A 25,440-nucleotide genomic window follows, 5' to 3' on the forward strand; every position below is an offset into this window, starting at 1 on the left:
ACCACTCTACGGGGATGTGCGGAAAGAGGAGGACACGGGGTTGACGATGCTGCGGTGCGCGGCCGTGCCGTCCGGGGGAGTCGGTGCCGGGTAGGGCGGCCCGGCTGTACGGGCGCGACCGGGCCGTTCACGTCGTACGCGAGTTCATGGAACGGCCCGAGCGGGGACGGCGGCGGACCACGCGCGAGGCGCCGATCCTGCTGTTCGAGGGCCCGCGCGGCAGCGGAAAGACCGCGCTGCTCGACCTCCTCGCGCGGTCGCTCGACGGCAAAGTGCCGTACGCCCGCGTCGATTTCGAGGACATGGGAGAGGCCGCCGGATACGAAGTGCTGGCGGCGCTGGCCTTCGAACTCAACCGGCAAGGCGGAGATTACGGGCGGCTCGGTTTTCCCCGTTTCATCGTCGGGCGCGTGATCATGGAGGAGAAACTCGACGACAAGGACCGCGGACAGGCGTACCGCCAGGTCAAGGCGCGCCTCGAACAGGCACGCAACATCGCGGCCCTGCGCGGGCTCATCCAGATGATCGCACCACCCCTGCAGCCCATCCTCGGGATACCGCAGCAGATCCCGGTCCCGGACTTCGCCGGGCTGCTCCTCAACGGCCTGCTGGCGAGCGGACGGCGCGGCCGGCGACTCCTGCTCGGCGCGGGTCAGGACTGGTACGGCGACCAGGACCTCGGCCTGGGCCATGACCCCATCGACGAACTGGTCAAGCTGAACTCCCTCCACGCGCGCGGCGACCGGGAGGCGGTCGACGGGCTGCTGATGTCGGCGTTCCTGGCGGACCTGCGGGACGACTTCGAGCACCGCCGGGCGGCGCGACAGCCCTACACCGCCGCGGTGCTGCTGGACAACGTCGACACCGAGGAGGGCCGGCAGTTCCTCCTCGACCTCACACAGAGCCGGCGCGCCCGCGAGGCGGACGGCCGGGCCGCCATCCCGCTGACGTTCGTGGCCACCAGCCGGGGCGAACTCACCACCCGCGTCGCCCAGGACCTCCGGCCCTACGCCCGCCTCGACGACGCCGGCCGCGCCGACCGCCGCCGGCGCGGCGCGACCGCGCGCTGGTGGTACCCGATCGTCCTGCCGAATCTCGACCGGAGCCAGGTCACCACGATGGTGACCGCGCTGGGCCTGCACGCCGTCAAGGACCGCCGCATCGCCGAGATGATCTACCGGTTCACCGGCGGCCACCCCGGCAGCACCAGCCGCCTCATCTGGGCCATCGCCGACCGTTCGGAGGGACCGTACGACGTGCGCGGCCTGCTCGACGGGCCGGATCCGTCGGGCGGGGACACGCTCGGCGAGCGGATCCTGAACGACCTGCTGGGCCGCCGCAGCGAAGAGGAGTGGAAGAACCTCCTCGTCGCCGCGGCCGCCCGGCACCAGGACGACGCCGCCCGCCTGGCGGTCCCGGGCGGATTGCTCGGCGCGCACGCGGATCTCGTCCAGGCGCCGGACCTGTGGGGCGGCGGCGACCCGAGCGAACCCGCCGTGCTGGAGCCGGTCATGCGGCGGCTCCTGCTCCGCCGCCTGGCCACCGTCGACGGGGACGGCGACTGGCCCACCGTGCACCAGCGGCTCCGGGTCCTGGTGCAGAAGGAGGACGAGGTCGGTGACCTGTACTACGGGCTGGCCCTGGGCGACGTCCGAAAGGTGACCCGGCGGCTCGCCGCGCTGCTGGCCGAACTCGACGGCGAGGCGTGGCTGGCCCTGCTCGACACGGTCGTCACCGCCCCGCGCCGCACGACCGGCGGTGGCGCGCCCCTCGACGAGGCGCAGAGACTGGCCGCCTGGGCCGCGAACGAGACCGGGGACGAGGCGCAGGCCGTCCAGGTCGTGGCACCGCTGCTCACGGCCCTGTGGCTGGTGACGGACCCGCTCATCGGCGTACGGCGCCGGGACCTGCACCATGCCATCGCCATCGGCTACAACGCGGCCGCGCCGTTCTGCCGGCGCCAGGCGCTGTGGCTGCGGGCCCAGGATCACTCGAGCGAGGCGCGGCGATGGGACTGAGAGTCACCTGGAGCAGGCACCACGAGGACGACGAGCCCGGCTTCCCGATGCCAAGGCGCCGCCGCCGGTGGCCGTTCGCCGTGGCCGTGGTGGCCGTGCTCCTGGCCGTCGTCCTCGGGTGGCGGGTCGTCGACCGGCTCGGCCGGTGCGCCGCGGGCGTGCCGAAGGTCCACGGGGAGTGCATCGGGGTGTCCGACGGGCGCGACCGCGAGCACCCGTGGTTCGCCACCCACGGGCAGGAGAAGGCCTGGAAGCCGCTCCTCAGGGCCATCTGGGCCGAGAACGAGCGCGTGCGCCACAGCGGCAAGAAGTACGTCACGGTGGCCTACCTCGGACCGTTCTCGTTCACCCCGGACCGGGACCTGACGACCGGCCGGACCATCCCCGAACTCGAAGGCGCCTACATCGGCCAGCTCCGCGCCAACCGCGGCGAAGGCGGCGGCGACCACCCGCAGATCCGGCTCGTCCTGGCCAACGAGGGCGGCGACCAGGGCCAGTGGAGGCGCGTGGTCGACCGGCTCAAGGACATGACCGGGGCGCCCGATCACCTCGTCGCCGTGGCCGGGCTCGCGCTCAGCACCAAGGCCACCGTCCAGGCGGCCCTCGAACTGTCCAAGGCCGGGATCCCCGTCGTCGGGGACGTCGTCACGGCCGACGGCTTCGACAGCACCGGCGCCGTACGCGCCGCGGTCGGCCTCGGCGGCGGCCGGATCCCCGGCCTCACCCGCGTGAACCCGGAGGTCGGCGACGAGCTCGCCGCGGTCGGCCGGGTGCTGGCCAAGCGGCACGACCTGCGCACGGCGACCCTGGTGACCGACCAGCGGGCCACCGACCTGTACGCCAAGTCGCTGCGGGACGACTTCACGAAGAACCCCGTGCTCGCCTCCTACCTCCAGCGGCGGCACGCCCTGGAGGAGACCTTCACCGCGGACCGGCCGGACGAGCCGGGGCTGCCGAACCAGTTCTCCGTGATCGCCAGCAACATCTGCGGCTCGAACCAGCCGGACATGGTGTTCTACGCGGGCCGGCAGAAGTTCATCAAGGCGCTGATCGGCTACCTTGCCCAGCGCTGCCGCCGGCCGATCACCCTGGTCACCGGCTCCGACGCCTCGGCGATGACGACCTACCCCGGGCCCGGATCGATCATCTATGCGGCGCTGGCCGACCCGGACGTGCTGGCCGGCGACCGCAACCCGTCCCGCGCCACGTACCTCGGCTTCCTGGAGCAGTTCCGCCGCACCTTCGACGTCGCGGACCTGCGCAGCGGATGGGCGATCATGGCGCACGACGCGATGCTCACGGCGGCGCAGGCGATCCGCCGTACGACCGGACCCGCCGCGAAGGACGAGCCCGCCCCGGACAACGTTCGGAACATGCTCTACGCCATGCACGCCGCGAACCGCGTGCTCGGCGCGTCCGGCGACATCGACCTCGGCCCGGACGGCGACCCGGCGCACCGCCTCATCCCGGTGCTTCAGATCGCGCCGGACGGCCGGCGCACCCTCCTCGACGTCCAGCGGTCCTGACGACCCGGGCGTACTCGAAGGCGTACGCACGGGTCGTCGGGACCGTGACGGGTCACGGTGTCGGGGCGAATTCCGGCAGCGTCAGGGCCGAGTAGGCCGGTCGTGGGGTCGCGGAGGGCATGGTGACGAGGTCGCGCAGCATGGTGTTGCGCTGCTCCAGGGCCTGCGCCGTGGTGGGGAAGAGCGTGGCCGCGCCATTGTCGACCAGTGCCTGGTTCATGGCCACGAACGCGCGGGCGTCGCGTTCGTAGGCGGCGAAGGCCGCCGTGTGGTCCCGGTGCGTGGCCAGGGCGTGGGCGAGCATGTAGGCGCCGGCCAGCGCGAGGCTCGTGCCCTGCCCGGTGAGGAACGAGGGGGCGTACGCGGCGTCACCGACGAGTGCGACGCGGCCGCTGGACCAGCGGCGCATGCGGATCTGACCGGCTGTGTCGAAGAACAGGTCGTCCGCGTCGCGCATGGCCTCGACCATGCGGGGGACCTCCCATCCCGCGTCCGCGAAGGTCCTGGCGACCAGGTCCCGCTCAGCGCCGGGATCCCGGAGGGCGTCGACCGGCGGTTCCGGCCGGTGGAAGTTCAGGAAGGCGTGCAGCTCGTCGTCGTCGCCGACGGCGTAGAGGGCCGCGGCCTTCCCCGGGGTGTTCCACAGCACGAGCTCGCGCGAGAGCCCGAAGGTGTTCGGCATGGTGAAGATCGCGAAGCAGTGGCCGAGGTAGCGGTGGAACCGTTCCTCGGAGCCGAACAGCGACTCCCGGGTCTGTGAGTGCATGCCGTCGGCGCCGACCACCAGGTCGAACGTGCGCCGTCGCCCACTGTGGAAGGTGACGTCGACCCCGTTTCCGGACCGGTCGAGGGTGTCGATGAAGTCGCCGAACAGGAATTCCACGTCGTCGCGGACCGCCGCGTAGAGGGTCGCGATCAGATCACCCCGGCGTACCTCGAGGTCCTGACCTTCGACACTGCCGGCGACGGCGCGCGCGTCGACCACGGCCACTTCACCGCCATCGGCATCGAGGAAGGTGCAGCGGCGCATGTCGATGTGCGCGTCCCGCAGCTGCGGCAGTATCCCCATCCGGCGGACCACCTCGATCGCGGTGCCACGGATGTCGATCGGATAGCCACCGGCGCGCAGTGACCCCGCCTTCTCCACCACCGTGACCGCGAATCCGGACCGGTGCAGCCAGTACGCCAGCGTGGGTCCGGCGATGCCGGCCCCGGAGATCAGGACTCTGCGCTTCGGCGTCGATGGACCGGTAGATGTCATGCCTGAGTTCCTTCTCTCGTGAAACGGACGACGACCAGCGACAGCGCGGCGACGAGGCCGGCGATGACGAAACCGGTGACGAAGGCCGACTCGGCCGGCCGGCCCGTCCCCGGGGCGGCACCGGCGGAGAGGATCGCGCCGCCGAGCTGGGCGCCCAGGGCGATGCTGATGACGCGTGTCACCACGAGCAGGCTGGTGGCGATGCCGGTGTCCTTGGCCTCGACGGCGGTGGCGGTGCCGGCGAGCAACGCCGTGGTACCGACGCCCGCGGCGACCGCGGTCAGCGCCTTCGCGACGAGGAGCTGCCACGCCGCGGTGTGCAGCGACGCCAGGGCGATCATCGTGACCGCGGTGACGACGGCGCGCTCCACGGCGACCCATCCCATCGCGAGGACGGCGACGAGCACCGCGATGGCACCGACCGCGAACGGCGGCAGGCCGGCGCTCGTCACCGTCACGAGCCCGACCATGAGCGCGAGCAACGTGCCGCTCAGCAGGGCCACGCCGGGCCAGTCGATCCCGCTGTCCGATCGGATCGGCGGATCATGCGGCATCAGCCGGGTCACGGCCGGCGTCGCCACGATGATCGCGATCGTCGGCAGCGCGAACATCCAGTGCCAGGACAGGTTCTCCGCGATCGGCCCGGCGATCGACGTTCCCACGATGCCGCCGCCCGTGAACAGCGCGGTGACCACGCCGATCGCCGCCTGCGACCCCCCTGTGGGGAGGTGCTTGCGCACCAGGATGAAGGAGAGGGGCAGCGCACCCACCATGACGCCCTGCAATACCTGACCGAGCAGTAGCACCGGCAGATTCGGGGCAAGGCTCGCCAGCAGACCACCGGCCGAGACCACGGCCATCAGCCGGAGCAGCACCCGCTTCCCGCCGTACCGGTCGCCGAGTTTGCCCGCGACGGGTGCGACGACCGCGCCGGTGACGAGGAGTGCGTTGCCGACCAGTGCCCCTTCGGCGGGGCTGACCCCCAGCTCACGTTGCAGCAGCGGGAGCGCGGGATCCACCACTGACTGCAGGGTGCCGAGGGCGAGTGCCAGGATGCCGAGGACGGCGATCGCCGGCCTCCCCATGCGGACCGGGGAGGCCACGGCTTCGGACGTGGACGTCCCGTTCATCACTCGTTGATCACTCCAGACGCCGCTAGGGAAGGGGAATGCGCGAGATCCGCGCGGTTCCAACACTTCCCTGCGGCGCCCCGGCCGGGCATCGTCCTGCGCCACCGTCCTGCCCTGGTGTGCTCGGACCAGGCACTCAGGCGCCCTGATGCCTGCGCACTACGAGCCGATTCGCGACACGCGTCACCGGCTGCGGGAACGGGCGTGAAAAAAGCCGTCCCGCCACGCGGGGGAGGGCTTCCACGTGGCGGGACGGCTCCAGGACGCGGTGGTCATGACCACCCCATGACCGCCCGGCGTGGCCGGGTGCCCCCTCGGATGGGCGACCCGGCCACGCCGCGCGGCGTCTAGTTGCGGCCGAGAGCGCGGTACTCCCAGCCGGCGGCACGCCAGGCCTCGGCGTCCAGGGCGTGCCGGCCGTCGACGATCCGCCGGTGCCGGACGACCTCGCCGAGCGCGGCCGGGTCGACCTCACGGAACTCCGCCCACTCGGTCAGCAGGACCACGACGTCGGCGTCGCGCGCGACGTCGAGGGCGCTGTCGCCGTAGCGGAGCTCCGGGTAGGCGCGGCGGGCGTTGTCCAGCGCGGCCGGGTCGAACACCCGGACGTGGCCGCCCAGCCCGTGCATCGTGCGGGCCACGTCGAGGGCCGGCGCGTCACGGATGTCGTCGGAGTTCGGCTTGAACGCCGCACCCCACGCCGCGATCCTCGCCCCGGCGAGCTGCCCGCCGAGCAGCTCGCGTACCAGGTCGACCGTACGGGCGCGGCGGCGCCGGTTGATGGCGTCGACCTCGCGGAGGAACGACACGGCCTGGCCGACGCCGATCTCCTCGGCCCGGTGCGCGAACGCGCGGATGTCCTTGGGCAGGCAGCCGCCGCCGAAGCCGAGGCCGGGCCGCAGGAACTTGCCGCCGATGCGGTCGTCGAGGGCGAGCGAGTCGGCCAGGTCCTTGATGTCGGCGCCGACCGCCTCGCAGACCTCCGCCATCGCGTTGATGTAGGAGATCTTCGTGGCGAGGAAGGAGTTCGCCGCGACCTTGACGAGCTCGGCGGTGGCCAGGTCGGTCCGTACGACGGGCGTGCCCAGCTCCAGGATCGGGGCGAACGCCGCGCGGAGCCGCTCGTTCGCCCAGTCGGAGGCCACACCGAAGACGAGACGGTCGGGGCGCATCGTGTCGTCGACGGCGAAGCCCTCGCGCAGGAACTCGGGGTTCCACGCCAGCTCGATCTGCGTGCCGGCGGGCGCGAGTTCCTGGAGCACGTCGGTGAGGACGTAGGCGGTGCCGACCGGCACGGTCGACTTGCCGACCACGAGGGCGCGGCGCTCCAGGTGCGGGGCGAGCGCGCGCACCGCCGCGTGGACGTAGGTCAGGTCGGCGGCGTCCGAGCCCGGCTGCTGCGGGGTGCCGACGCAGATGAAGTGGACGTCGCCGAACGCGCCCGCCTCCTCGAACGACGTGGTGAACCGCAGCCGCCCGGAGTCGAGCGCCTTCGTGAGGAGCTCGGGCAGGCCGGGCTCGAAGAACGGCACCTCGCCAGCGGCCAGCTTGGCGATCTTCTTTTCGTCGACGTCCACGCCGAGGACCTCGTACCCCAGGGCCGCCATGCAGACCGCGTGGGTGGCGCCCAGGTAACCGGTGCCGATGACGGTGAGCCGGGGCAGCTCGGTCGGCTTCGGGTTCATCGCCTTGTCTCCCTCATTCACTTGTTGACGCACTTGCCGTTCTTGGTGAGCCGACCGCCGCTCACCTTGTTGTCGCAGAGGATCGTGTTGCCGCCGGCCGTGTCGTTGATGCCGACACCGCCACCGCCGGCCAGGTCGATCTTGTTGCCGCGGAACAGGTTGCCACTGCCCCAGCCCTTGACGATCTGGTGGGTCTGGAAACCGTCCGCGGGGGTCTTCGTGCCGGTGTTGTCCTGGATCACGTAGTCGTTGCCCTTGACGTCGACCCAGGAGTCGTTGTGCTTGTCGCCGCCGAGGTTCGTCCCGTCGAAGACGTTGCCGACGACACGGCCGCCGGTCGTACCCTCCTTGATGTCGACCGCCTCGGCGGTGGCCTGGATGACGTTGCCGCGTACGAGGTTGTGGTCGCTCTTGTCCATCTTCCCGCCGGAGACCTGGCCCCAGTTCGACTGGGCCGTGCCGAGGTAGACGCCTTCGCCGAACTTCGCGCGCCGCCGGCCGGTGTCCCAGATCTTGTTGTACTGGACCGTGTTGCCGGTGCTGAAGTCGCGCAGGTGGATGGCCTCGTCGCCGATGTCGTGGACGGTCAGGCCCTGGATGATCGAGCCGTTGCTGCCGTCCGCCATGACGCCCTTCTGGCTGTTCTGGACGCTGAAACCGATCAGGTGCCAGTACGCCGCGTGGTCGAGGTGGAAGGCGTAGCCCTTCTTGACGCCGCCGCCGTCGAGGATCGCCGCGGAGTCCCCGCACAGGCTGATCGGCCGGTCCGCCGTGCCGGACGCCCGGGTCGCGAACCTCCCCTGGAACGTGCCCGGCGACAGCTTGATGACGTCACCCGGCTTGGCCTGGTCGAGCGCGCTCTGCAGCGCGTCGGCGTCGCCGACGGTGCGCGTGGCGGCCGGGCAGGTGACCTTCCCCGCCCCGGCCGGGACGGGCAGGTCCGGCTCCGGGCCGGCCGGCGCGCCGCCGTCATCACCGTCGTCGCCGTCATCGCCGCCGGTGCCGGTGGCGGCGCCGGGGGCCGAGGACTCCGGCACGGGCCGGAGCCGGGAGGCGGTGTCGTGCCGTTTCGCGGGCGAGGACCCGCCGCCTCCGGCCAGCAGCCAGGTCACGCCGGCCACGAGGAGCGCGCCGACGACCAGGCCGGCGACGAACTTCACGTCGATCCTCACAGCGCCTCCCGTACCTGGTCGTCCGCGCCACCCGACGGAAGCGCGATCGCCAGCAGGTCGGGGCTCGTCTCGGTCGTGGGCACCTTACGCGCCCGCTGCAGCGCCAGCACCGGCCGCTGCTCGAGCGTGCGCTGACCCTCGTACGGGTGGACGTGGCGGCGGCCGATCCGCAGCCCGCTGCCGCGCGAGCGCAGCGCCGAGACGACGACGAGCAGGAAGACGAGGGTCCAGATGATGTTCATCGGCTTGGCGACCCGCCGGACCTCCGTCCAGAAGCCCGCGGTGTCGTGCCAGCCCGCCGTGCCGTTGTTCGAGATCGCCGCCGTGCCCTTCGCCCGGGACACGTCCAGCGCGCTGGTACCGGCACCGCCGAACGTGTTGCCCGTGATCCGGGCGCCGCCGACCTGGCCGACCAGCGAGACGCCGTGCCGCGACGCCGACTGCACCGTGTTGCCGATCACCGAGCCCGTCGAGTCGCGCAGGTAGATGGCGGTCTCGGTGTCGTCGACGATGTTGCCGGCGACGTTCGCCGAGGTGACCCCGCCGCGCAGCACGATGCCCTGGCGGTCCTGCCCGCTCAGCTGGTTGCCGGAGATCTGCACGCCGGTCGCGTCACCGCTCGCGACGATGCCCATGTCACCGCCGACGACCTTGCTGGTCTGCACGGCCAGGTGGGTGCCGCCGAGCAGTTCGACGCCGTAGCGCCGATTGTCCCGCGCGGTGCTGCTGGTCACGGAGCTGTCCCCGTACGCGCGCGGGGACTCGCCGCTCGCGGACGGGCCGTTGGCCAGCGGCTGGCCGTTGAGGGTGAACCCGTTGCCGCCGTTGTCCGCGGCGGTGCAGCCGGTGATGCGGACGTTCTCGGTACCCCGGGACAGGACGAACCCGTCGCCCCGGCTGCCGGTGACCGTGGTGTTCTCGATGCTGGCGTTCCGGGCGAACCGGTGCATCAGCACGCCGTTCACCTGGCTGTTCTCGATCCGGTTGTTCGTGATCTGCGTCGCGTCGGAGGCGGACACGAAGATCCCGTACGCGTCGCCGCGGATGGTGCTGTGGTCGACCGACCCGGTGACGAGGTTGGCGGTCGGGACCAGGAAGCCGACGCTCGTCCTCCCGTTCGACGTCGTGACCTCGACCTCGTCCCCGCTGCCCCGCGTCGTGTCGGTGGTGCCGTCGGCCAGCCTCACCCGCTTGGGCGCCGAGGCGCGGGGGTCGACGCGCTCGGCGGCGGCGTCGGGCCGGTCGCTGCCGGTCATGGCGATCCCACCGGTGGGTCCGCTCCAGAAGCCCAGGTCCGAGACCTGGGCGTACTTCATCTGGAACTCGCCGCCGATCGCGCGGATGTAGGCCCGCCCATCACCGAGGCGCGTATCCGTGGCCCCGGCCTGTTCGTTCCAGCTCATGATCCGCACCGGGTTCTGCGCCGAACCGTTGATCCGGATGCTCGCGCCGAATCCGACGATCGAGGTGAACGACCCCGGCACGCTCTTCATCCGGATCGTCAGCGGCCCCGACGAGCTCTGCAGCACCAGCTTGGCGCCCGACGCGACGAACACGTTCACGCCCAGCACGTACGAGCCGTCATTCTGCCGCTGGAAGTCCCGCTGGGCGTACTTCTGCAGGTCGGCGACGTAGTACGGCCGGCTGCGCTGCGGCAGCACCAGCGTCTTGCCGATCGAGGAGCCGAAGATGTTCGGCTGGCGCATCGCGGCCGCCCGCGTGCCGCCCCGCCGCAGCGTCGAGGTCAGCACGGCGTTGGTCTGCATGATGCGCTGGCTCTCCTGGTCGACCAGCGCCGCCTCCTGCCGCGCGTCGTTCGGCGACACGTCGTCGACGGCCGGCAGGCCGGGGGCCTTCTTCGTGTACTGCACGTAGGCGTACGTGCCGCCGGCGGCCAGTCCCAGCACCAGGACGGTGGTGACCAGCCGCCGGCCGCGCCGGCGCGGCGCCGCCTCGCCGGAGTCAGGCGCTGCCATCGCGTACCTCCCGCTTTCGCGTCGTCCCTGTGCCGGTCATCGTCCGTCTCCGCCCGCGGTGAGGCCCCGCAGCGCGCGCGCCGGGCGCTCCGCGAGCCGCCGCTGCGCCGCGTACGGGTCGATCCCGCGCCGGTTCCGCCGGGGAAGGGCGCGCGACCGGACCATCATGAAGACCACGATGAGGAACACGGCGGCCCAGATGACGTTCATCGGCTTGGCGTACCGCATCGCCTTCGTCAGCAGGCCGGACGTGTCGTCCCAGCCGGAGGTGTCATTGTTCTCCCTGGTCAGCGCGCCGTGCGAACCGGCCTTGCTGATCGCGCTCGGCCCGGACCCGCGCAGGGTGTTGCTGACCACGTGCGTGCCGCCGGTGCCGCCGCGCAGCACGATGCCGTGCTCGGTCGCGCCCCGGACGATGTTGCCCGACAGCTTGCCGCTCGAGTCGCGCAGGTAGATGCCGACCTGCACGCCGTTCACGAGGTTCCCGGCGACCTGCGCGCCGGTGACCTTCTCGCGCAGCGCGATGCCCTGACGCCGCTGCCCGCTCAGCTGGTTGCCAGAGATTTGCACGTCCGTGGCCGCGGACCGGACGACGATGCCCATGTCGCTGCCGATGACCTTGCTGGTCTGCACCGCCAGCCGGTTGCCGCCCAGGACCTCGATGCCGTAGTGGCCGTTGTCCCGGGCCGTGCTGCCGTTGACCGAGCTGTTGCCGTACGCCTGCGGGGACTCCCCGCTCGCCGACGGGCCGACCGCGAGCGGCCGCCCGTTGAGGGTGAACCCGTTGCCGTGGTTGCGCTCGGACGTGCTGCCGGTGATCCGGACGCCCTCCGTGGCGCGGGACAGCACGAACCCGTCCCCGCCGCTGCCGCTGACCGTGGTGTTCTGGACGCTGGCGTCCTTGGTGTACCGGTGCAGCAGGACGCCGTGGGCGAGGCTGTTCTCGACCCGGTCGTCGATGATCTGCGTCTGCGTCGACCCGGAGACGAAGATCCCGTACGCGTCGCCCGTGATCCGGCTGTGCTTCACCGCCCCGGTGACGAGGCCGGCGGCCGGCACGTGCGACGCGGTGCCGCCCGGGCCGGCCGGGGCGACCTCGACGTCGCCGGGCCCGACGGCGCCGGTCTCGTTCTTCTTGCCGGCCAGCCGCCGCCGCTTGGCCTCGTGCCGCTGGTCCTTGTTCAGGTGCCGGGCCGCGTTGGCGGGCCGCTCGGTGCCCGTGAGCGCGATGCCGCCCGTACGGCCGCTCCAGAACCCCAGGTCGGACACTTGCGCGTACGTCATGCGGAACGCGCCGCCGATCGCGCGGAGGTACGCCCGCCCGTCGTTCACCTGCGTGTCGGGCCGGCGCGTACGCGCGTCCCAGCTCATGATGCGGACCGGCGCCTGGGCGGTGCCGGTGACGGTGATGGTCCCGCCGAACCCGACGATCGAGCTGAACGAGCCCGGGACGCTGCCCATCCGGATCGTCAGCGGCCGTCCGTTGCTCTGCAGCGTCAGCTTCGCGCCGTCGGCCACGAAGACGTGCGCGCTGAGCAGGTACGAGCCGTCGCGCAGCCGCCGGAAGTACCGGCCGCCGTACCGCGCCAGGTCCGTCAGCGTGTACGCCGAGTCATCGGTGCGCTGCGGCAGGACGAGCGTCTTGCCGTGCGCCGAGCCGAAGATCTGCGGCTGCTTCCACGTCAGCGCCTCCTTGCCGCCCGCCTGCATCAGCGACGACAGGACGGCCCGGATCTGGATGATCCGCTCGTCCTCCTGGTCGACCAGGGCGGCCTCCCGCCCGCCGTCGTCCCGGCTCGCGGCGGCGCCGGCCTGCGGCGGGGTGGCGGCCGCGGGCGGGATGGCGGCCGGCGCTCCCGCCGCGCCGGCGGGCGTACGGGACGCGGCGGGCCGCGCCGTCCGCGCCTTCGTCCGGGAGGTCTGCGGCGTCGGGAAGACGTGGATCGCCCGGGGGGTCCGCGGGTGGGCCGTGGTGCGATGCGGGGCGGGGGAGGGCGTGGCCGCGTGGACGTCCGCGGGCAGCAGCGGCACGCCGAGCGCGAGCGCCGCGACCAGGAGCCCGCGCGCCCCGGCGCTCAGGGGAACGCGGTGGCGGCCCGGTCTTCCACCGGGCGTCGTGGCCGTCACCTCAGACCGCCTGCTTCTGCAGCGTGGCGGCGGACTGCCCGGCCCCGCCGATCTGGTCGGAGGTGCGCGTCAGCCAGCCCTGCTTGTTCATGGTGACGAAGGCGTACAGCTTGATCGGCAGCGCGATCATCATGACCACGACCGCGGTCAGCGGCAGCAGCAGGATCTCCTGCGGATGCCGCTTGAGGTGCGACCACCCGCGGATGCCACGGCCGGCGAGCATCCAGCCCACCGACAGGCCGATGCCCAGCGGCCCGAGGTGCATCCGGCTGAAGACGAAGTACCCCAGCGTGACGCCCATCGTGACCGGCGTCAGCAGGATCTGCAGCACGGTGACCTTGGTGACGAAGGGCGTCTTCCACAGCCAGCCCTTCCACAGGGCGGTGAGGTAGCAGCGGTAGGAGTTGCGGCTCCAGCGGACGCGCTGCTTGACGAAGGCGCGGAAGCTCGCCGGGAACATCGACACCGCGCGGGCCGAGGACTGGTGGACGGTCTTGTAGCCCTGGGAGAGCGTCAGCCAGGTCAGGCGGCCGTCGTCACCGGCGATGCAGCGGCGGCCCAGGAAGAACTCGTTCTCCAGGTGCTCCACCACGGGCAGGACGACGGACCGGCGGTAGGCCGCGGTGCGGCCGGACAGGCAGGCGACGCCGCCCTTGCTGCCCATGGCCGGCACGTAGTCGTAGTAGCGGAGGTTGACGAGCCAGTCCGCGATGCGCCGCCAGACGCTGGTGGTGCGCTGGTAGACGTTCTGCTGGGTGCCGACGCCGCCGACCTCGGGGTCCTCGAACGGCATCTGCACGGCCGCCAGCAGACCCGGCTCCCACCAGGTGTCGGAGTCCGCGAACACGACGACGTCGTACTTCGCCGCCCGGATGCCCACGCCGAGCGCCGAGCGCTTGCCGGCGTGCTCGTAGACCAGCACGTTGAGCCGGGGGTCGGTGACCTGGGCGAGCCGGCGCTGGGCCTCGCGGTCCGCGACGTCGATCACGATGATGACCTCGTCCGGGTCCTGGTCGAGCCAGCTGCTCAGGCAGCGCAGCAGGATGTCCGGGTCCTCCCGGTAGGACGGGACGACCACCGAGACGGTGGTGCGAAAGCCGTTGACGACGGGCTTGTACAGCCGCGACAGGACCACGCGGTAGAGCCAGAGCGACCAGACCAGCAGGCCGGCGAGGCCCAGCGGGACGAACGTCTTCCAGCCGCCTCCGGCCGTCGCCGCCGCGATCCAGGTCCAGGCATGGCTGAACCATGCAGTGATAGACGACAAGGTGATCCTTCCCCCGGCGCCGTGACCGGCGCCAACCCCAAGATCAGCTTGAGAGCGGCAGCTCCCCCACGTGACTGGGCGCCATTGCCCCGGAAGTCACGTCAATCTCTTTAGACTCCGAATAAATATCAAACCCTCAAGTACAACCACAACACCGGCGATCCACCTGTAACGGCATCGAAACCTGAAAGCGGAAGCATGAAGTGCGTTTCGTGTTTTTTATTGGAAGGGGGGTTGAATAAGGGGCGGCCTGAAAATCGCCTTCATGGAAGCCGTGCACCGGGCCCGATTCCGGCACCGGGCGGCCGCGCGGTCTGGCGATCGGTGCTGGTCGCTGCGCCGTCGCGCAGGGAGTCCCAGGGTCGGGTGTACGCGCCGGGTATCGTCCGTGGCGAACAAATGATCTCTGTGTGAGATCGGGGTGACGAGGGCGACGCCGCGCCGGAGCGATGGCGATTCCGTGCCGTTGAGGATGCCGGTAAAACTGATTCACCTTCGTCTGGCCGACGGCGGATGATGCCGTGAAAGCCGGGACGAAAATGCGCGCGCAGCGCTTTATGCGGTCGATTCTGTCATGATGTTCTGACCTTCCGGAATCCCTGCTCGGTTCCGGTGACGGGCCTCCGCGCCCCACCGCCTTCGATCCGGCGCCGCGCTCAGCCGCAGGTCGGCCGGGTGCGGTGCCGCCGTGGACGTCTCCGGTGGGGCGGGAGGAGGGGTGAGGCGTCGCGAACGGACGCCGTGCGGTAAGTGGACGAACCACCCATAGGTCAGAAACCGGAAAAAAGCCGCAGGTTGGACGGCCACCTGTGGTCGTGCCGCGCCGGTCGGTGAGTGAGACGCGGGACGTGGGTTACGTTCGCGACGTGAGATTAACCGTATTGACCGGAGGTGAGCCGATGTCTGATGAACTGTCCCCGTCGACCGAGCGTTCCGAGATCGACACCTCGGTCCCGCACTCGGCCAGGATCTTCGGGTACTGGCTGGGCGGCAAGGACAACTACCCGGTGGACCGGGAGGCCGGGGATCGCGTCAAGGAGCTGTTCCCCCAGATCGTCGACCTCGCGCGGATCGGCCGCCACTTCCTCGGCCGCGCCGTCCGGTACCTCGCCGAGGAGGCCGGCGTCCGGCAGTTCCTCGACATCGGCACCGGCCTGCCGACCGTCGACAACACCCACGAGGTCGCGCAGCGGGTCGCGCCCGAGACCCGCGTCGTCTACGTCGACAACGACCCGCTCGTCCTCGCACACGCCGAGGCGCTGCTCACCGGACTGCCCGACGGGGCGACCGAGTACGTCCACGCCGACGTGCGCGAACCGGAGAAGATCCTCGCGGAGGCGGCCCGGACCCTGGACTTCGACCGGCCCGTCGCGGTGATCCTCATGGGAATCCTGGCCCACGTGGCGGACTACGACGAGGCGCGGTCGATCGTACGGCGGCTGCTCGCCCCGCTGCCGTCAGGGAGTTACCTGGCGGTCCGGGACGGTACGGACACCGACCCGGCCTACCGGGAGGCCCTCCGCCGGTACAACGCGACCGGCGCGGTCCCGTACCACCTGCGCAGCCCGGAGCAGATCGCCGGTTTCCTCGACGGCCTCGAACCCGTCGAACCCGGCGTCGTGTCGTGCCCGCACTGGCGGCCCGAGGTCTCGCCGCTCACCCCCGCCGGGGAGGTCCCCCTGTACGGCGGCATCGGCCGCAAACCCTGACGAGCCCGGCGCCGTCCGTCAAGACTCTCGGCCGCCTGGCCGGAGGGTCAGGGTTTGCGGGCCATGCCGCCCAGGGTCTCGACCCTGGGCGGGAGGCCGAAGGGGCTGTGCTCCGGGCGCCACTGGGAGACCGGCACCACGCCCGGCTCCAGGAGCTCCAGGCCGTCGAAGAAACGGGTGATCTCCTCCGGAGAGCGCAGGTGGTACGGCACGGCGCCGCCGCGGTTGTACCGCTGGTGCGCCTCCCGGCGGCCGGGATCGGTGTCGGTGCCGTCGCTCAGCACCAGGTGGCTGCCGGACGGCAGGGCGTCCAGCAGCCGGCGCACGATCGCGTGCGGGTCGTCCCGGTCGTCGATGTGGCCCATGACGCCCATCAGCATCAGCCCGACCGGGCGGCCGAAGTCGAGGGTGGCGGCGGCCGCCTCGAGGATGCGGCCGGGGTCGCGTACGTCCGCGTCGATGTAGTCGGTGGCCCCTTCGGGGGTGCTGGTGAGGAGGGCGCGGGCGTGCGCCAGCACGAGCGGGTCGTTGTCGACGTAGACGATCCGCGCCTCGGGGGCGGCGCGCTGGGCGATCTCATGGGTGTTGTCCACGGTCGGCAGGCCCGTGCCGATGTCGAGGAACTGCCGGATCCCGGCCTCCTCCACCAGATGGTGCACCGCACGGGCGAGGAAGTGCCGGACGGCGCGGGCGGCGTCGACGATCCCCGGGAAGATCTCGGTGAACTCGTCACCGGCCTTGCGGTCGACGGGGTAGTTGTCCTTTCCGCCGAGCCAGTAGTTCCAGATGCGCGCCGAGTGCGGCACGGTCGTGTCGATCTCCGGCGGTGCCGTCGCGTCGGTCTCGGCGGTCTCGGCGGCCTCGGTGGTTTCGGTGTTATCGGCGGGCGAAGCGGGGGTTCGGTGGTCGGTTCCGAAGTGCTGCCGATCGAATGCGTGCGCGTCGTCGGTCACAGGGAGGACCCTTCGTCGATGCCGCTGGGGGATGCCGTGGGGCAAACCATCCAATCCGGTTCGCACCGCCGAGGCTATCGTGAGAGGCTTCGAAATCGATCAGTGTCGACGACTGTGGAGCGGAGAGAGACGGCATGGTCACTGGCCCCCTCGCTGGTGGCGTGGCCGACAGCGCTCTGCTGGCCTACCGGCAGGCCGGCCCGACGGTGCTGCGCATGCTCGTCGGCGCACAGCTCCGCAGGTTGCGCGAGGCCAGCGGCCTCACCTGCCAGAGCGCGGGCGCGGCCATCCAGGCGTCGCACTCCAAGATCAGCCGTCTGGAGCTGGGGCGGCGCGGTTTCAAACAGCGTGACCTCGAGGAGCTGCTGACGCTGTACGGCGTGGACGGCGGCGCCGAGCGCGCCACCCTGCTCGAACTCGCCGAGCTGGCCACCGCGCCCCCGTGGTGGCGGGAGTACGCCGACGTGGTCCCGCGCTGGTTCGAGGACTACCTCGGGCTGGAGCAGGCCGCCAGCGTCATCCGCACCTACGAGGTGCAGTTCGTCCCCGGCCTGCTGCAGACGCCGGACTACGCCCGCGCCGTCATCCGCCTCGCCCATCGCGATCAGCCCGAGGCCGTCATCGACCGGCGCGTCGGGCTCCGGATGAAGCGGCAGCGGCTCCTGCTGCAGCGGCCGAACCCGCCCAAGCTCTGGGCCGTCATCGACGAGGCGGCGCTGCGCCGCCCGATCGGCGGCGCGGCCACCATGCGCGCCCAGCTGCGCCACCTCCTCGAGATCGCCGAGCTGCCGAACGTCACCGTCGAGGTCATGCCGTTCAGCGCCGGCGGCCACGCCGCGGCGGGCGGCCCGATCACGCTCCTGCGCTTCCCCGAGGACGACATTCCCGACGTCGTCTACCTCGAGCAGCTCACGAACGCCGTCTACGCCACGAAGACCGCCGACGTCGACTACTACTGGCACGTTCTCAACCGCGTCGTCATCGAGGCGGAGCCGCCGAGCGCCTCTCTCAAGATCCTCCAGCGGATCCTCCGCGAGACCTGAGCGGCCCGACGCGAGCGCATAGTCTTCGAGGTGAGCTCCGCGGACACCGGCGAGGGATCCCCGCGCAGATGCGTACCCTGCTGATCGATAACTTCGACTCCTTCACTTACAACCTCTTCCACCTGATGGCCGAGGTGAACGGACGCCCGCCCCTGGTCGTCCGTAACGACGTCGAATGGTCCTCCCTCGACCCCGGCGACTTCGACGCCGTGGTGATCTCCCCCGGGCCGGGGCGTCCCGGCCGGGACCGGGACTTCGGGGTCAGCGCCCGCGCGATCCGCGACTGGGACCGGCCCGTCCTCGGGGTCTGCCTCGGCCACCAGGGGCTGTGCGAGCTGTTCGGCGGCACCGTCGGGTACGCGCCCGAACCCGTGCACGGCATCGCGTCCCCGATCCACCACGGCGGGCGGGACCTGTTCGCGGGGATCCCCTCGCCGTTCACCGCCGTCCGCTACCACTCGCTGGCCGTGACCGCGCTGTCGGAGGAGTTCGAGCCGCTCGCGTGGACGCCCGACGGCGTTCTCATGGGGGTACGGCACCGGGAGCGCCCGTTGTGGGGCGTGCAGTTCCATCCGGAGTCGATCGGCACCGAGTACGGCCGGGAGCTCCTCGCCAACTTCCGCGATCTCGCCGGCATCGGCGGCCCGGCCGGCACCCGTGACGCCGCCGGCACCCGCGACACCGCCGGCACCCGCGACACCGCTGGACAGCGGGCGCGGCCGCTCTCCCGGCCGGTTCCCAGGACCCGGCCCTCGTCCCGGCCGCCGTACCGGCTGCAGGTGCGGCGGATCGACCGGGCGCCGGATCCGGAGGCGGCCTACCGGGAGCTGTTCGCCGGCCGGCCGCGGAGCTTCTGGCTGGACGGCGCGGCCGGGGCCGCCGTCGGATCCCGGTTCTCGATCATGGGTGACGGGACCGGTCCGCGATCGGAGTACGTCACCTACCGGGTGCGCGAGCGGACCGTACGGGTGGAGCGGCCGGGGCGGCCCGCCGAGCTCGCCCCCGGGCCGTTCTTCGCGTGGCTCGACGCACGTCTCCGCGAGCGCGCCCTGCCACCGGACGGGCGGCTGCCGTTCGGCTTCGCCCTGGGCTACGTCGGTTACCTCGGCTACGAGCTGAAGGCCGAGACCGGCGGCACGGCCGCGCACGACGCCCCGACGCCCGACGCGGCGCTCGTCTTCGCCGACCGTGCCGTGGTGTTCGACCACCGCGAGCGCGCCTGCTTCCTGCTGTGCCTCGCCGCGGACGACGACGACCCGGACGCCGCCGCGTGGCTCGACGAGACCAGGGCGCGGCTGCTCCGTCTGCCCGCCGAGGGCGGGCCCCCTCCCGCGCCGGACCGCGCGCCCGCCGTCCCGTACGAGCTGCGGCACGACGAGGACGCCTACCTCAAGCTGATCGCCGAGTGCGCACGGGAGATCCGCGACGGCGAGTCGTACGAGATCTGCCTGACCAACCTGGCCGTCGCGCGCGTGGCCGCCGACCCGCTGCGCACGTACGCGTTCCTGCGCCGGGTCAGCCCCGTCCCGTACGGCGCGCTCCTGGACCTCCCGGGCGTCGCGGTGCTCAGCGCCTCGCCCGAACGCTTCCTGTCCGTCGGCGCCGACCGTGTCGTGGAGTCCAAGCCGATCAAGGGCACCCGGCCGCGCGGCACGACGCCGGCGGAGGACGCCGCCCTCCGCCGCGACCTGCGCGACAGCGCCAAGGACCGGGCCGAGAACCTGATGATCGTCGACCTGGTCCGCAACGACATCGGCGCCGTCTGCGAGGTGGGCTCGGTGCACGTGCCGCGCCTGTTCGCCGTCGAGACGTACGCTCCGGTGCACCAGCTCGTGTCGACCGTCCGCGGCGTGCTGCGGGCCGGAGCCTCCGCCGTCGATTGCGTACGGGCGGCGTTCCCCGGCGGCTCGATGACCGGCGCGCCGAAGCTGCGCACCATGGAGATCATCGACCGGCTGGAGGGTGGCCCGCGCGGGGTCTACTCCGGTGCGCTCGGCTGGTTCTCCCTCAGCGGGGCCGCCGATCTCGGGATGGTCATCCGGACCATCGTGATCACGCCGGAGACGGTCGGGTTCGGGGTCGGCGGGGCGATCGTGGCGGCGTCCGACCCGGCCGCGGAGTTCGAGGAGACGATGGTCAAGGCCCGGGCGATGGCCGCCGCGCTCGGCCTGAGCACCGCGCCCGGCGCCGGCCGGCGGCCTCCGGGCGGGTGATCGGCGACGGCCGGTGTCGGTATCGTGGCGCGAACGATGACTGTCACATTCGGCCCCACCACGGTGCTCGGCGACCGGTATCGCCTGGCCGAGCGCATCGCCGTCGGCGGCCAGGGTGAGGTCTGGCGGGCGGAGGACACCGCCCTCGGCCGCCCGGTCGCGCTCAAGCTCCTGCGCGGCGAGTACGCCGACAGCGCGGAGTTCCGCCAGCGGTTCCGTCTCGAGGCGCGCAACGCCGCCGCGCTGTCGCATCCGGGCATCGCGCAGGTCTTCGACTACAGTGAGGGCCGCGGCGACGAGCCGCCGTACCTCGTCATGGAGTACGTCGAGGGGGAGTCCCTCGCGGCGACGATCGCCCGGGACGCGCCGATGCCGCCGGACCGCGTGCTCGAGGTCGTCGCGTCGGCGGCGGCCGCTCTGGCGGTGGCGCACGGCGCGGGTCTCGTGCACCGCGACGTCAAGCCCGGGAACCTCCTCGTGGGCCGCGACGGCACCATAAAGATCACCGACTTCGGGATCGCCCGCGCGGTGGACGCCATCCCGCTCACGCGGACCGGCATGCTGATGGGCACCCCGCTCTACCTCGCGCCGGAGCAGGCGACGGGCAAACAGGCGACCGCCGCCGCCGACCTGTACGCCCTGGGCGTCATCGCGTTCGAGATGCTCACCGGGCGGCCCCCGTACGAGGGACCCGCGACCGCCGTGCTCGTCGCGCACCGCGACACCCCGCTGCCCGAGCTTCCGGCGTCCGTGCCGTCCGGTCTCCGTGACCTGATCCGCGCGCTGACCGCCAAGGACCCGGCGGCGCGGCCCGCGGGCGCGGCGCTCGTCGCCGATCGGGCCGCCTGGCTGCGCGCCGATCCGAGTGTGACGGTCGCCGCCGGCACCCGGGTCGACGGGGTCACGATGCCGCCGGCGTACCCGGTCGGCGCCGCGACGCCGGGCCGCACGCCGGTCGGCGTACCGCCGGGCCACCCGCCGAACGGCGCGACCCAGGTGCTCGCCGTGCCGCCGGTCGCCGACGAGCCGGCCGGGCGTCGCCGGGCGCTTCCGCTGGCGGCCGGCGGGCTGGCGATCGCCCTGCTGGCGGGGGGCGTGGGCTGGTTCGCCCGCCCGTCCTCCCCGCACCGTCCCGCCGCCACGCCGTCGTCCTCGGCACCCGCCTCCTCCCGCCCGGTCTCCCGGCCGTCGCCGACCGTGCACCGGACGCCCGTCCACCGGCAGAAGGTACGGACCCCGCCGAAGCGGACCAAACCGCGCCCGCAACCGCCGAAGCGCAAGAAGAAGCCCGGGCACGGCAAGCACCATTGACGGGGGGCCGGAGCCGGCGGCTCAGCGCTGCGGGGCCGGCCCGCCCTCCGGACCGCGGCCGTGGTCCTCGGCGGACCCGGCGGCGGTCTGCGCGGCGATGCCCGTCACGGTGGCCGTAGTGCCCGGTGCGCCCGGTCCTCCCGTGCCGTCCGGCGCGACCGCGCCGTCCGGGGTGCCCGGGGTGGTCGCCTCGGCACCGGGGACGGCCGTCTCGGCGTCGGGGGCGATCGGCGGGCCGACGGCGGCCGACAGGACCTGCGCGTTCGGGAGGTGGTAGTCGCCGTCCTCGGACCGGAGCAGGACGTACGTCAGGCCGATCTCCAGCACCGTGCCCTGGAACTCCCCGCCCAGCGGCCCGGACGACAGCCGTACCTCGTCGCCGACGGTGAACGGCCGGGACATCAGCAGGATGATGCCCGCGAAGAGGTTGGCGAGGGTCTGCTGGGCCGCGATGCCGACGAGCACCCCGGTCAGCGCGCCGCCGAGTACGAGCTGTCCGACGGGCAGGCCGAGCAGCTGCAGCGTGAGCACGAGGGTCGTGAGCCCGCCGATCAGCACGAGGACGAGCCGCACCATCGTGGCGTGGCTGTTGCCGAAGCGGGGCAGCAGGAGGTCCCGCGCCCGGCCGGACAGGCCCAGCGTCGCGGCGAACGCCAGCAGGCAGAACGCCACCGCGCTCCCGACCGCGGCCAGTTGCCAGGGCAGCCGCTGACCGGGCAGCCGGGCCTGCTGGCGGGCGAGGATCGACCCCGCCATCGCGAGGACGGCCAGGACCGCCGCGATGATCGAGCGCCATGGCCGGGCCCTCCGGCGCACCCTGGCGACCTGGTCGGCCAGGTGGATCTGGTTCACGCACGACCACCTTCACGAGCAACCGGAACCTGGAATCGCGCGCATCCTAACGGGCATGGCGCGATCCGGCCGATAACGCGCCAACCGCGGTCGTACGGGTTAGCGTCCAAGAAGGTGGCACGCGAACCGCGATGGGGGTCTCATGGGCGCGCGAACCCGGGCCGACGAGCACGACGTCGACCTCGCCGGGCTGGAGTTCTGGGCGCGCCCCGCCGAGGAGCGGCTGGCCGCCTTCGCGCGGCTGCGCTCCCGCGACCGGCCCGTGTTCTTCAAGGAGCGGCGGGTGCCGTTCGTCCGGGACGGGCGGGGTTTCTACGCGCTCGTGCGCCACGCCGACGTCGTGCACGCTGGCCGGAACGCCAAGGTCTTCAGCAGCGAACCCGCGGCCACCTCGCCCGAGCCGCCTCCGTGGATCGTCCTGCTGTTCGGACGGCCGATGGTCAACATGGACGATCCCCGCCACGCCCGGCTGCGGCGGATCGTCTCCCGCGCGTTCACCCCGCGCCGCCTGGCCCGCATCGACGAGCACATCACCGCGACGGCCCGGACGATCGTCGACGACCTCCTGGAACGCCGGTCGGGCGACTTCGTCGCCGACGTCGCCGCCCGGCTGCCCATCGCGGTGATCTGCGCGATGATGGGCATCCCGGAGCGGGACCACGCGAAGGTCGCCGCCTGCGTGGACGCGATGACGGAGTACTCCGGGGTCCGCGGCGACGTCGTACGCCTCCGCGCGCTCCGCCTCCTGGTGGGCAACCTCCGGGCCATCGTCGTGCTGCACCGCCTGGTCGCGCGCCTCGGCCGCGAGCGCCGCCGCCGGCCGGCCGACGACCTGGTGTCGGCGCTGGTCAACGCGGACATCGACGGCGAGCGGCTCTCGGTGCGCGAGCTGGGCGCGTTCTTCGACCTGCTGCTCGTCGCCGGGAACGAGACGACGCGGAACGCGCTCGCGCACGGCCTGCGGCTGTTCACCGACCATCCGGACCAGCGGGCGCTGCTGCTGGCCGACTTCGACGGCCGGATCGGCGGGGCGGTCGAGGAGATCGTGCGGTACTCCTCCCCGATCATGCAGTTCCGGCGGACCCTGACCTGCGACTACGAGCTGAACGGGCAGTCCTTCCGCAAGGGCGACAAGGTCGTGCTCTTCTACGGATCCGCCAACCGGGACGAGACGGTGTTCGCCGATCCGGACGTCTTCGACATCACCCGGAGCCCGAACCCGCATGTCGGGTTCGGCGGCCCGGGGCCGCACCTGTGCCTCGGGGCCAACCTGGCCCGGCGGGAACTGGCCGCGATGTACCGGGAGCTGTTCACCCGGGCGCCGGGGATCCGGGCGACCGGTGCGCCGGAGTTACTGCTGTCCGGCTTCGACAATGGCATCAAGCGTCTGCCGTACGAGATCTGAGGCGATCCGGTCGTGGCCATCCGCAAGCGCCTGCCGATGCTGATCATCTGTGCCACCCTGCTGGTGGCGCTGGTCGCGACGCTCGGATTCGCGATCCAGCGCGCCTCGGAGGGCCGGGAGGCGCCGCGGACGATCGGCGTCGTGGGGGCGCGCGGCGTCGGCGACTGGCCGGTGTGGGGTTTCACCCACACGGACTACAGCGCCGACGTGGGCCCGGCCGGCGGCACCGCCGCGACCGCCATCGCCCGCCGGGCCGTGCTGCAGAACCAGCACATCATGGGCTGGGGCGCCGGCAATCCGGAGCCCGCTCCCGGGACCTTCGACTTCCGTTCGCTCGACCGGCGGATGGCGTACATCCGCCGGACCCACGGCGTCCCCGTCATCACCCTGTGCTGCGCGCCGGACTGGATGAAGGGCGGCCGGGCGGGCCGGACGGACTGGAGCCGGCTGGAGGTGGCCCCGGCGCGGGACCACTACCGGGACTTCGCCGCGCTGGCCGCCACGGTCGCCCGCCGCTATCCGGACGTTCGCCACTTCGCGGTGTGGAACGAGCTCAAGGGCTTCTTCGACCAGACGGCCGACCGGTGGCGGTATGAGGACTTCACCGACCTTTACAACACGGTCTACGACGCGGTGAAGGCGGTGAATCCGCGAATCCAGGTCGGCGGGCCGTACATCCCCATGTACAGCTTCGTGGGAGGCGGCCATCGGTCGGCGCTCCGGGGGCCGTGGGGGAGCGTAGACCAGCGGGTGATCGACGCCATCGACTACTGGCTGGCGCACAAGCACGGCGCCGACTTCATCGCCGTGGACGGTCCGACGGCCAGCGACGACCGGGACGTCTACCCGGACGAGGTGACCGCCCTGGGCAAGCTGGGCGCGATCGATGCCTGGCTGCGGTCGAAGACGGACCTGCCGATCTGGTGGGACGAGTACTACGTCGAGCCGCAGAGCCTTCCGTGGACCGAGGACAAGCGCGTCGCCGTCAACGCGGCGGCGCTCATCGAACTGGCCAGGACCGGCGTCTCCACGGTCCTCTATTGGAACAACGAGGCCCAGGACGCGCGCTGTCAGGGCTGTCTGTGGATCAGCACGCTCGTGGCGAACGGCGGCGCGCCGGGGGGCATGCTCACCCTCGTGCAGGACTTCGCCCGATGGTTCCCCGCCGGCACGCCGCTGATCGGCCTGTCGTCGGCCGACCGCCGGGTGCGGGTGCTCGCCCAGCCGCACCGGGTGGTCGCCGTCAACGTGAGCGATCGCCGGGTCCGCACCCGGATCGACGGACGGAGGCTCACCTTCGCTCCGTACGAGATCCGCTGGCTGGATCGTTAGCGGCCCGGCGATCGTCGTTCAGGCACTCGGCTCAGCGCCGGAAGTGCCGGAAATGCCGGTAGTGGTACGGCCGGTAGTGGCGGTAGTGCCGGTAGTGGCGGTAGTGGCGGTAGTGGTACGGCCGGTAGTGCCGGTAATGGCGGTAGTGCCGATATCTCCCCGGCCGGTAATGGCGGTAATGGTGGTAACGGCGGTAGTGACGGTAATGCCGGCGGCGGTGATGGTCGCCCTGCACCAGGGTGACCGGCTCGCTCGTGCCTTCGGTGACGCCGGTGGGCGCCGGTGCCTCAGGGAGCGTGCGGTCCGGTGCGGTCGCCACGCGGGCAGGGGCGCCCCGGCCGAGGCCGGTCTGCGCGCCCGCGGGAGTTCCCGCGAACACCACGGCCGCGGTGGCGGCGCCGAGCAGGCCGATGACGGCGCTCTTCTTGATCAGCACATCGAACTCCTTCTTCCGGATTTC

At 72.2% G+C, this 25,440-nt stretch carries 18 protein-coding genes; 8 read left to right on the plus strand and 10 right to left on the minus strand.

Features of this window, described 5'->3' with window-relative positions; translation table 11 throughout:
- The first annotated feature begins 83 nt into the window (after nt 1-83).
- Both NE235_RS02625 and NE235_RS02630 read left to right on the plus strand, forming a co-directional pair.
- Entirely contained in the window at nt 84-2,018 is a 1,935-nt protein-coding gene (locus tag NE235_RS02625; RefSeq protein WP_252799041.1) for an AAA family ATPase, read from the plus strand.
- Nucleotides 2,009-3,544 (plus strand): ABC transporter substrate-binding protein, encoded by a 1,536-nt coding sequence (locus NE235_RS02630; RefSeq protein WP_252799042.1) that lies wholly within the window; start codon nt 2,009-2,011, stop codon nt 3,542-3,544. Before NE235_RS02625 ends, NE235_RS02630 begins: the two co-directional genes overlap by 10 nt.
- Nucleotides 3,545-3,596: 52 nt before the next feature.
- Here NE235_RS02630 and NE235_RS02635 read toward each other — a convergent pair whose 3' ends face one another.
- From NE235_RS02635 to NE235_RS02665, 7 genes are all read right to left on the minus strand, one after another.
- Nucleotides 3,597-4,805, minus strand: coding sequence for an FAD-dependent monooxygenase (locus tag NE235_RS02635; protein WP_252799043.1), 1,209 nt, complete (start codon nt 4,803-4,805; stop codon nt 3,597-3,599).
- A complete protein-coding gene (locus tag NE235_RS02640) occupies nt 4,802-5,935 on the minus strand; it encodes an MFS transporter (RefSeq protein ID WP_252799044.1) in 1,134 nt (377 codons plus the stop codon). The genes NE235_RS02635 and NE235_RS02640 overlap by 4 nt, the downstream gene beginning before the upstream one ends.
- Nucleotides 5,936-6,282: 347 nt before the next feature.
- Nucleotides 6,283-7,620 (minus strand): UDP-glucose dehydrogenase family protein, encoded by a 1,338-nt coding sequence (locus tag NE235_RS02645; protein ID WP_252799045.1) that lies wholly within the window; start codon nt 7,618-7,620, stop codon nt 6,283-6,285.
- A 17-nt stretch (nt 7,621-7,637) separates the two neighbouring features.
- Complete coding sequence (locus tag NE235_RS38045; RefSeq protein WP_252799046.1) at nt 7,638-8,792, minus strand: right-handed parallel beta-helix repeat-containing protein; 1,155 nt, start codon at nt 8,790-8,792, stop codon at nt 7,638-7,640.
- Nucleotides 8,789-10,768 carry a right-handed parallel beta-helix repeat-containing protein gene (locus tag NE235_RS02655; protein ID WP_252799047.1) on the minus strand — a complete coding sequence of 660 codons (1,980 nt, stop codon included), beginning with the start codon at nt 10,766-10,768 and terminating at the stop codon, nt 8,789-8,791. Before NE235_RS02655 ends, NE235_RS38045 begins: the two co-directional genes overlap by 4 nt.
- Before the next feature lie 36 nt (nt 10,769-10,804).
- Complete coding sequence (locus NE235_RS38050) at nt 10,805-12,895, minus strand: right-handed parallel beta-helix repeat-containing protein (RefSeq protein WP_252799048.1); 2,091 nt, start codon at nt 12,893-12,895, stop codon at nt 10,805-10,807.
- Nucleotide 12,896: 1 nt separating this feature from the next.
- On the minus strand, nt 12,897-14,162 hold the full coding sequence (locus tag NE235_RS02665; protein ID WP_252799049.1) for a glycosyltransferase family 2 protein: 1,266 nt from the start codon (nt 14,160-14,162) through the stop codon (nt 12,897-12,899).
- Between the two features lie 899 nt (nt 14,163-15,061).
- Between NE235_RS02665 and NE235_RS02670 the strand changes: the two genes are divergently transcribed.
- Nucleotides 15,062-15,871, plus strand: a complete 810-nt coding sequence (locus tag NE235_RS02670) for an SAM-dependent methyltransferase (RefSeq protein ID WP_252799050.1) — start codon at nt 15,062-15,064, stop codon at nt 15,869-15,871.
- A 47-nt stretch (nt 15,872-15,918) separates the two neighbouring features.
- On the opposite strand, the gene NE235_RS02675 is transcribed toward NE235_RS02670, so the two are convergent.
- Complete coding sequence (locus tag NE235_RS02675; RefSeq protein ID WP_308206008.1) at nt 15,919-16,824, minus strand: SAM-dependent methyltransferase; 906 nt, start codon at nt 16,822-16,824, stop codon at nt 15,919-15,921.
- A 134-nt stretch (nt 16,825-16,958) separates the two neighbouring features.
- Here NE235_RS02675 and NE235_RS02680 point away from each other — a divergent pair, with 134 nt between their 5' ends.
- From NE235_RS02680 to NE235_RS02690, 3 genes are all read left to right on the plus strand, one after another.
- Complete coding sequence (locus NE235_RS02680; protein WP_343886738.1) at nt 16,959-17,867, plus strand: helix-turn-helix domain-containing protein; 909 nt, start codon at nt 16,959-16,961, stop codon at nt 17,865-17,867.
- A 68-nt stretch (nt 17,868-17,935) separates the two neighbouring features.
- Nucleotides 17,936-20,080 carry an aminodeoxychorismate synthase component I gene (gene pabB, locus NE235_RS02685; protein WP_252799051.1) on the plus strand — a complete coding sequence of 715 codons (2,145 nt, stop codon included), beginning with the start codon at nt 17,936-17,938 and terminating at the stop codon, nt 20,078-20,080.
- Nucleotides 20,081-20,116: 36 nt separating this feature from the next.
- Entirely contained in the window at nt 20,117-21,391 is a 1,275-nt protein-coding gene (locus NE235_RS02690) for a serine/threonine-protein kinase (RefSeq protein ID WP_252799052.1), read from the plus strand.
- 21 nt (nt 21,392-21,412) lie between these two features.
- Here NE235_RS02690 and NE235_RS02695 read toward each other — a convergent pair whose 3' ends face one another.
- A complete protein-coding gene (locus tag NE235_RS02695) occupies nt 21,413-22,243 on the minus strand; it encodes a mechanosensitive ion channel family protein (RefSeq protein ID WP_252799053.1) in 831 nt (276 codons plus the stop codon).
- 142 nt (nt 22,244-22,385) lie between these two features.
- Between NE235_RS02695 and NE235_RS02700 the strand changes: the two genes are divergently transcribed.
- Nucleotides 22,386-23,648 (plus strand): cytochrome P450, encoded by a 1,263-nt coding sequence (locus NE235_RS02700; RefSeq protein ID WP_252799054.1) that lies wholly within the window; start codon nt 22,386-22,388, stop codon nt 23,646-23,648.
- A gap of 12 nt (nt 23,649-23,660) precedes the next feature.
- Nucleotides 23,661-24,980 (plus strand): xylan 1,4-beta-xylosidase, encoded by a 1,320-nt coding sequence (locus NE235_RS02705; RefSeq protein WP_252799055.1) that lies wholly within the window; start codon nt 23,661-23,663, stop codon nt 24,978-24,980.
- Between the two features lie 31 nt (nt 24,981-25,011).
- Here the strand turns inward: NE235_RS02705 and NE235_RS02710 are convergent, their stop codons facing one another.
- Nucleotides 25,012-25,416 (minus strand): hypothetical protein, encoded by a 405-nt coding sequence (locus NE235_RS02710; protein WP_252799056.1) that lies wholly within the window; start codon nt 25,414-25,416, stop codon nt 25,012-25,014.
- Nucleotides 25,417-25,440 lie beyond the last annotated feature (24 nt).

This window comes from Actinoallomurus spadix (assembly GCF_024055725.1).
In the GTDB taxonomy this organism is placed as follows: domain Bacteria; phylum Actinomycetota; class Actinomycetes; order Streptosporangiales; family Streptosporangiaceae; genus Actinoallomurus; species Actinoallomurus spadix.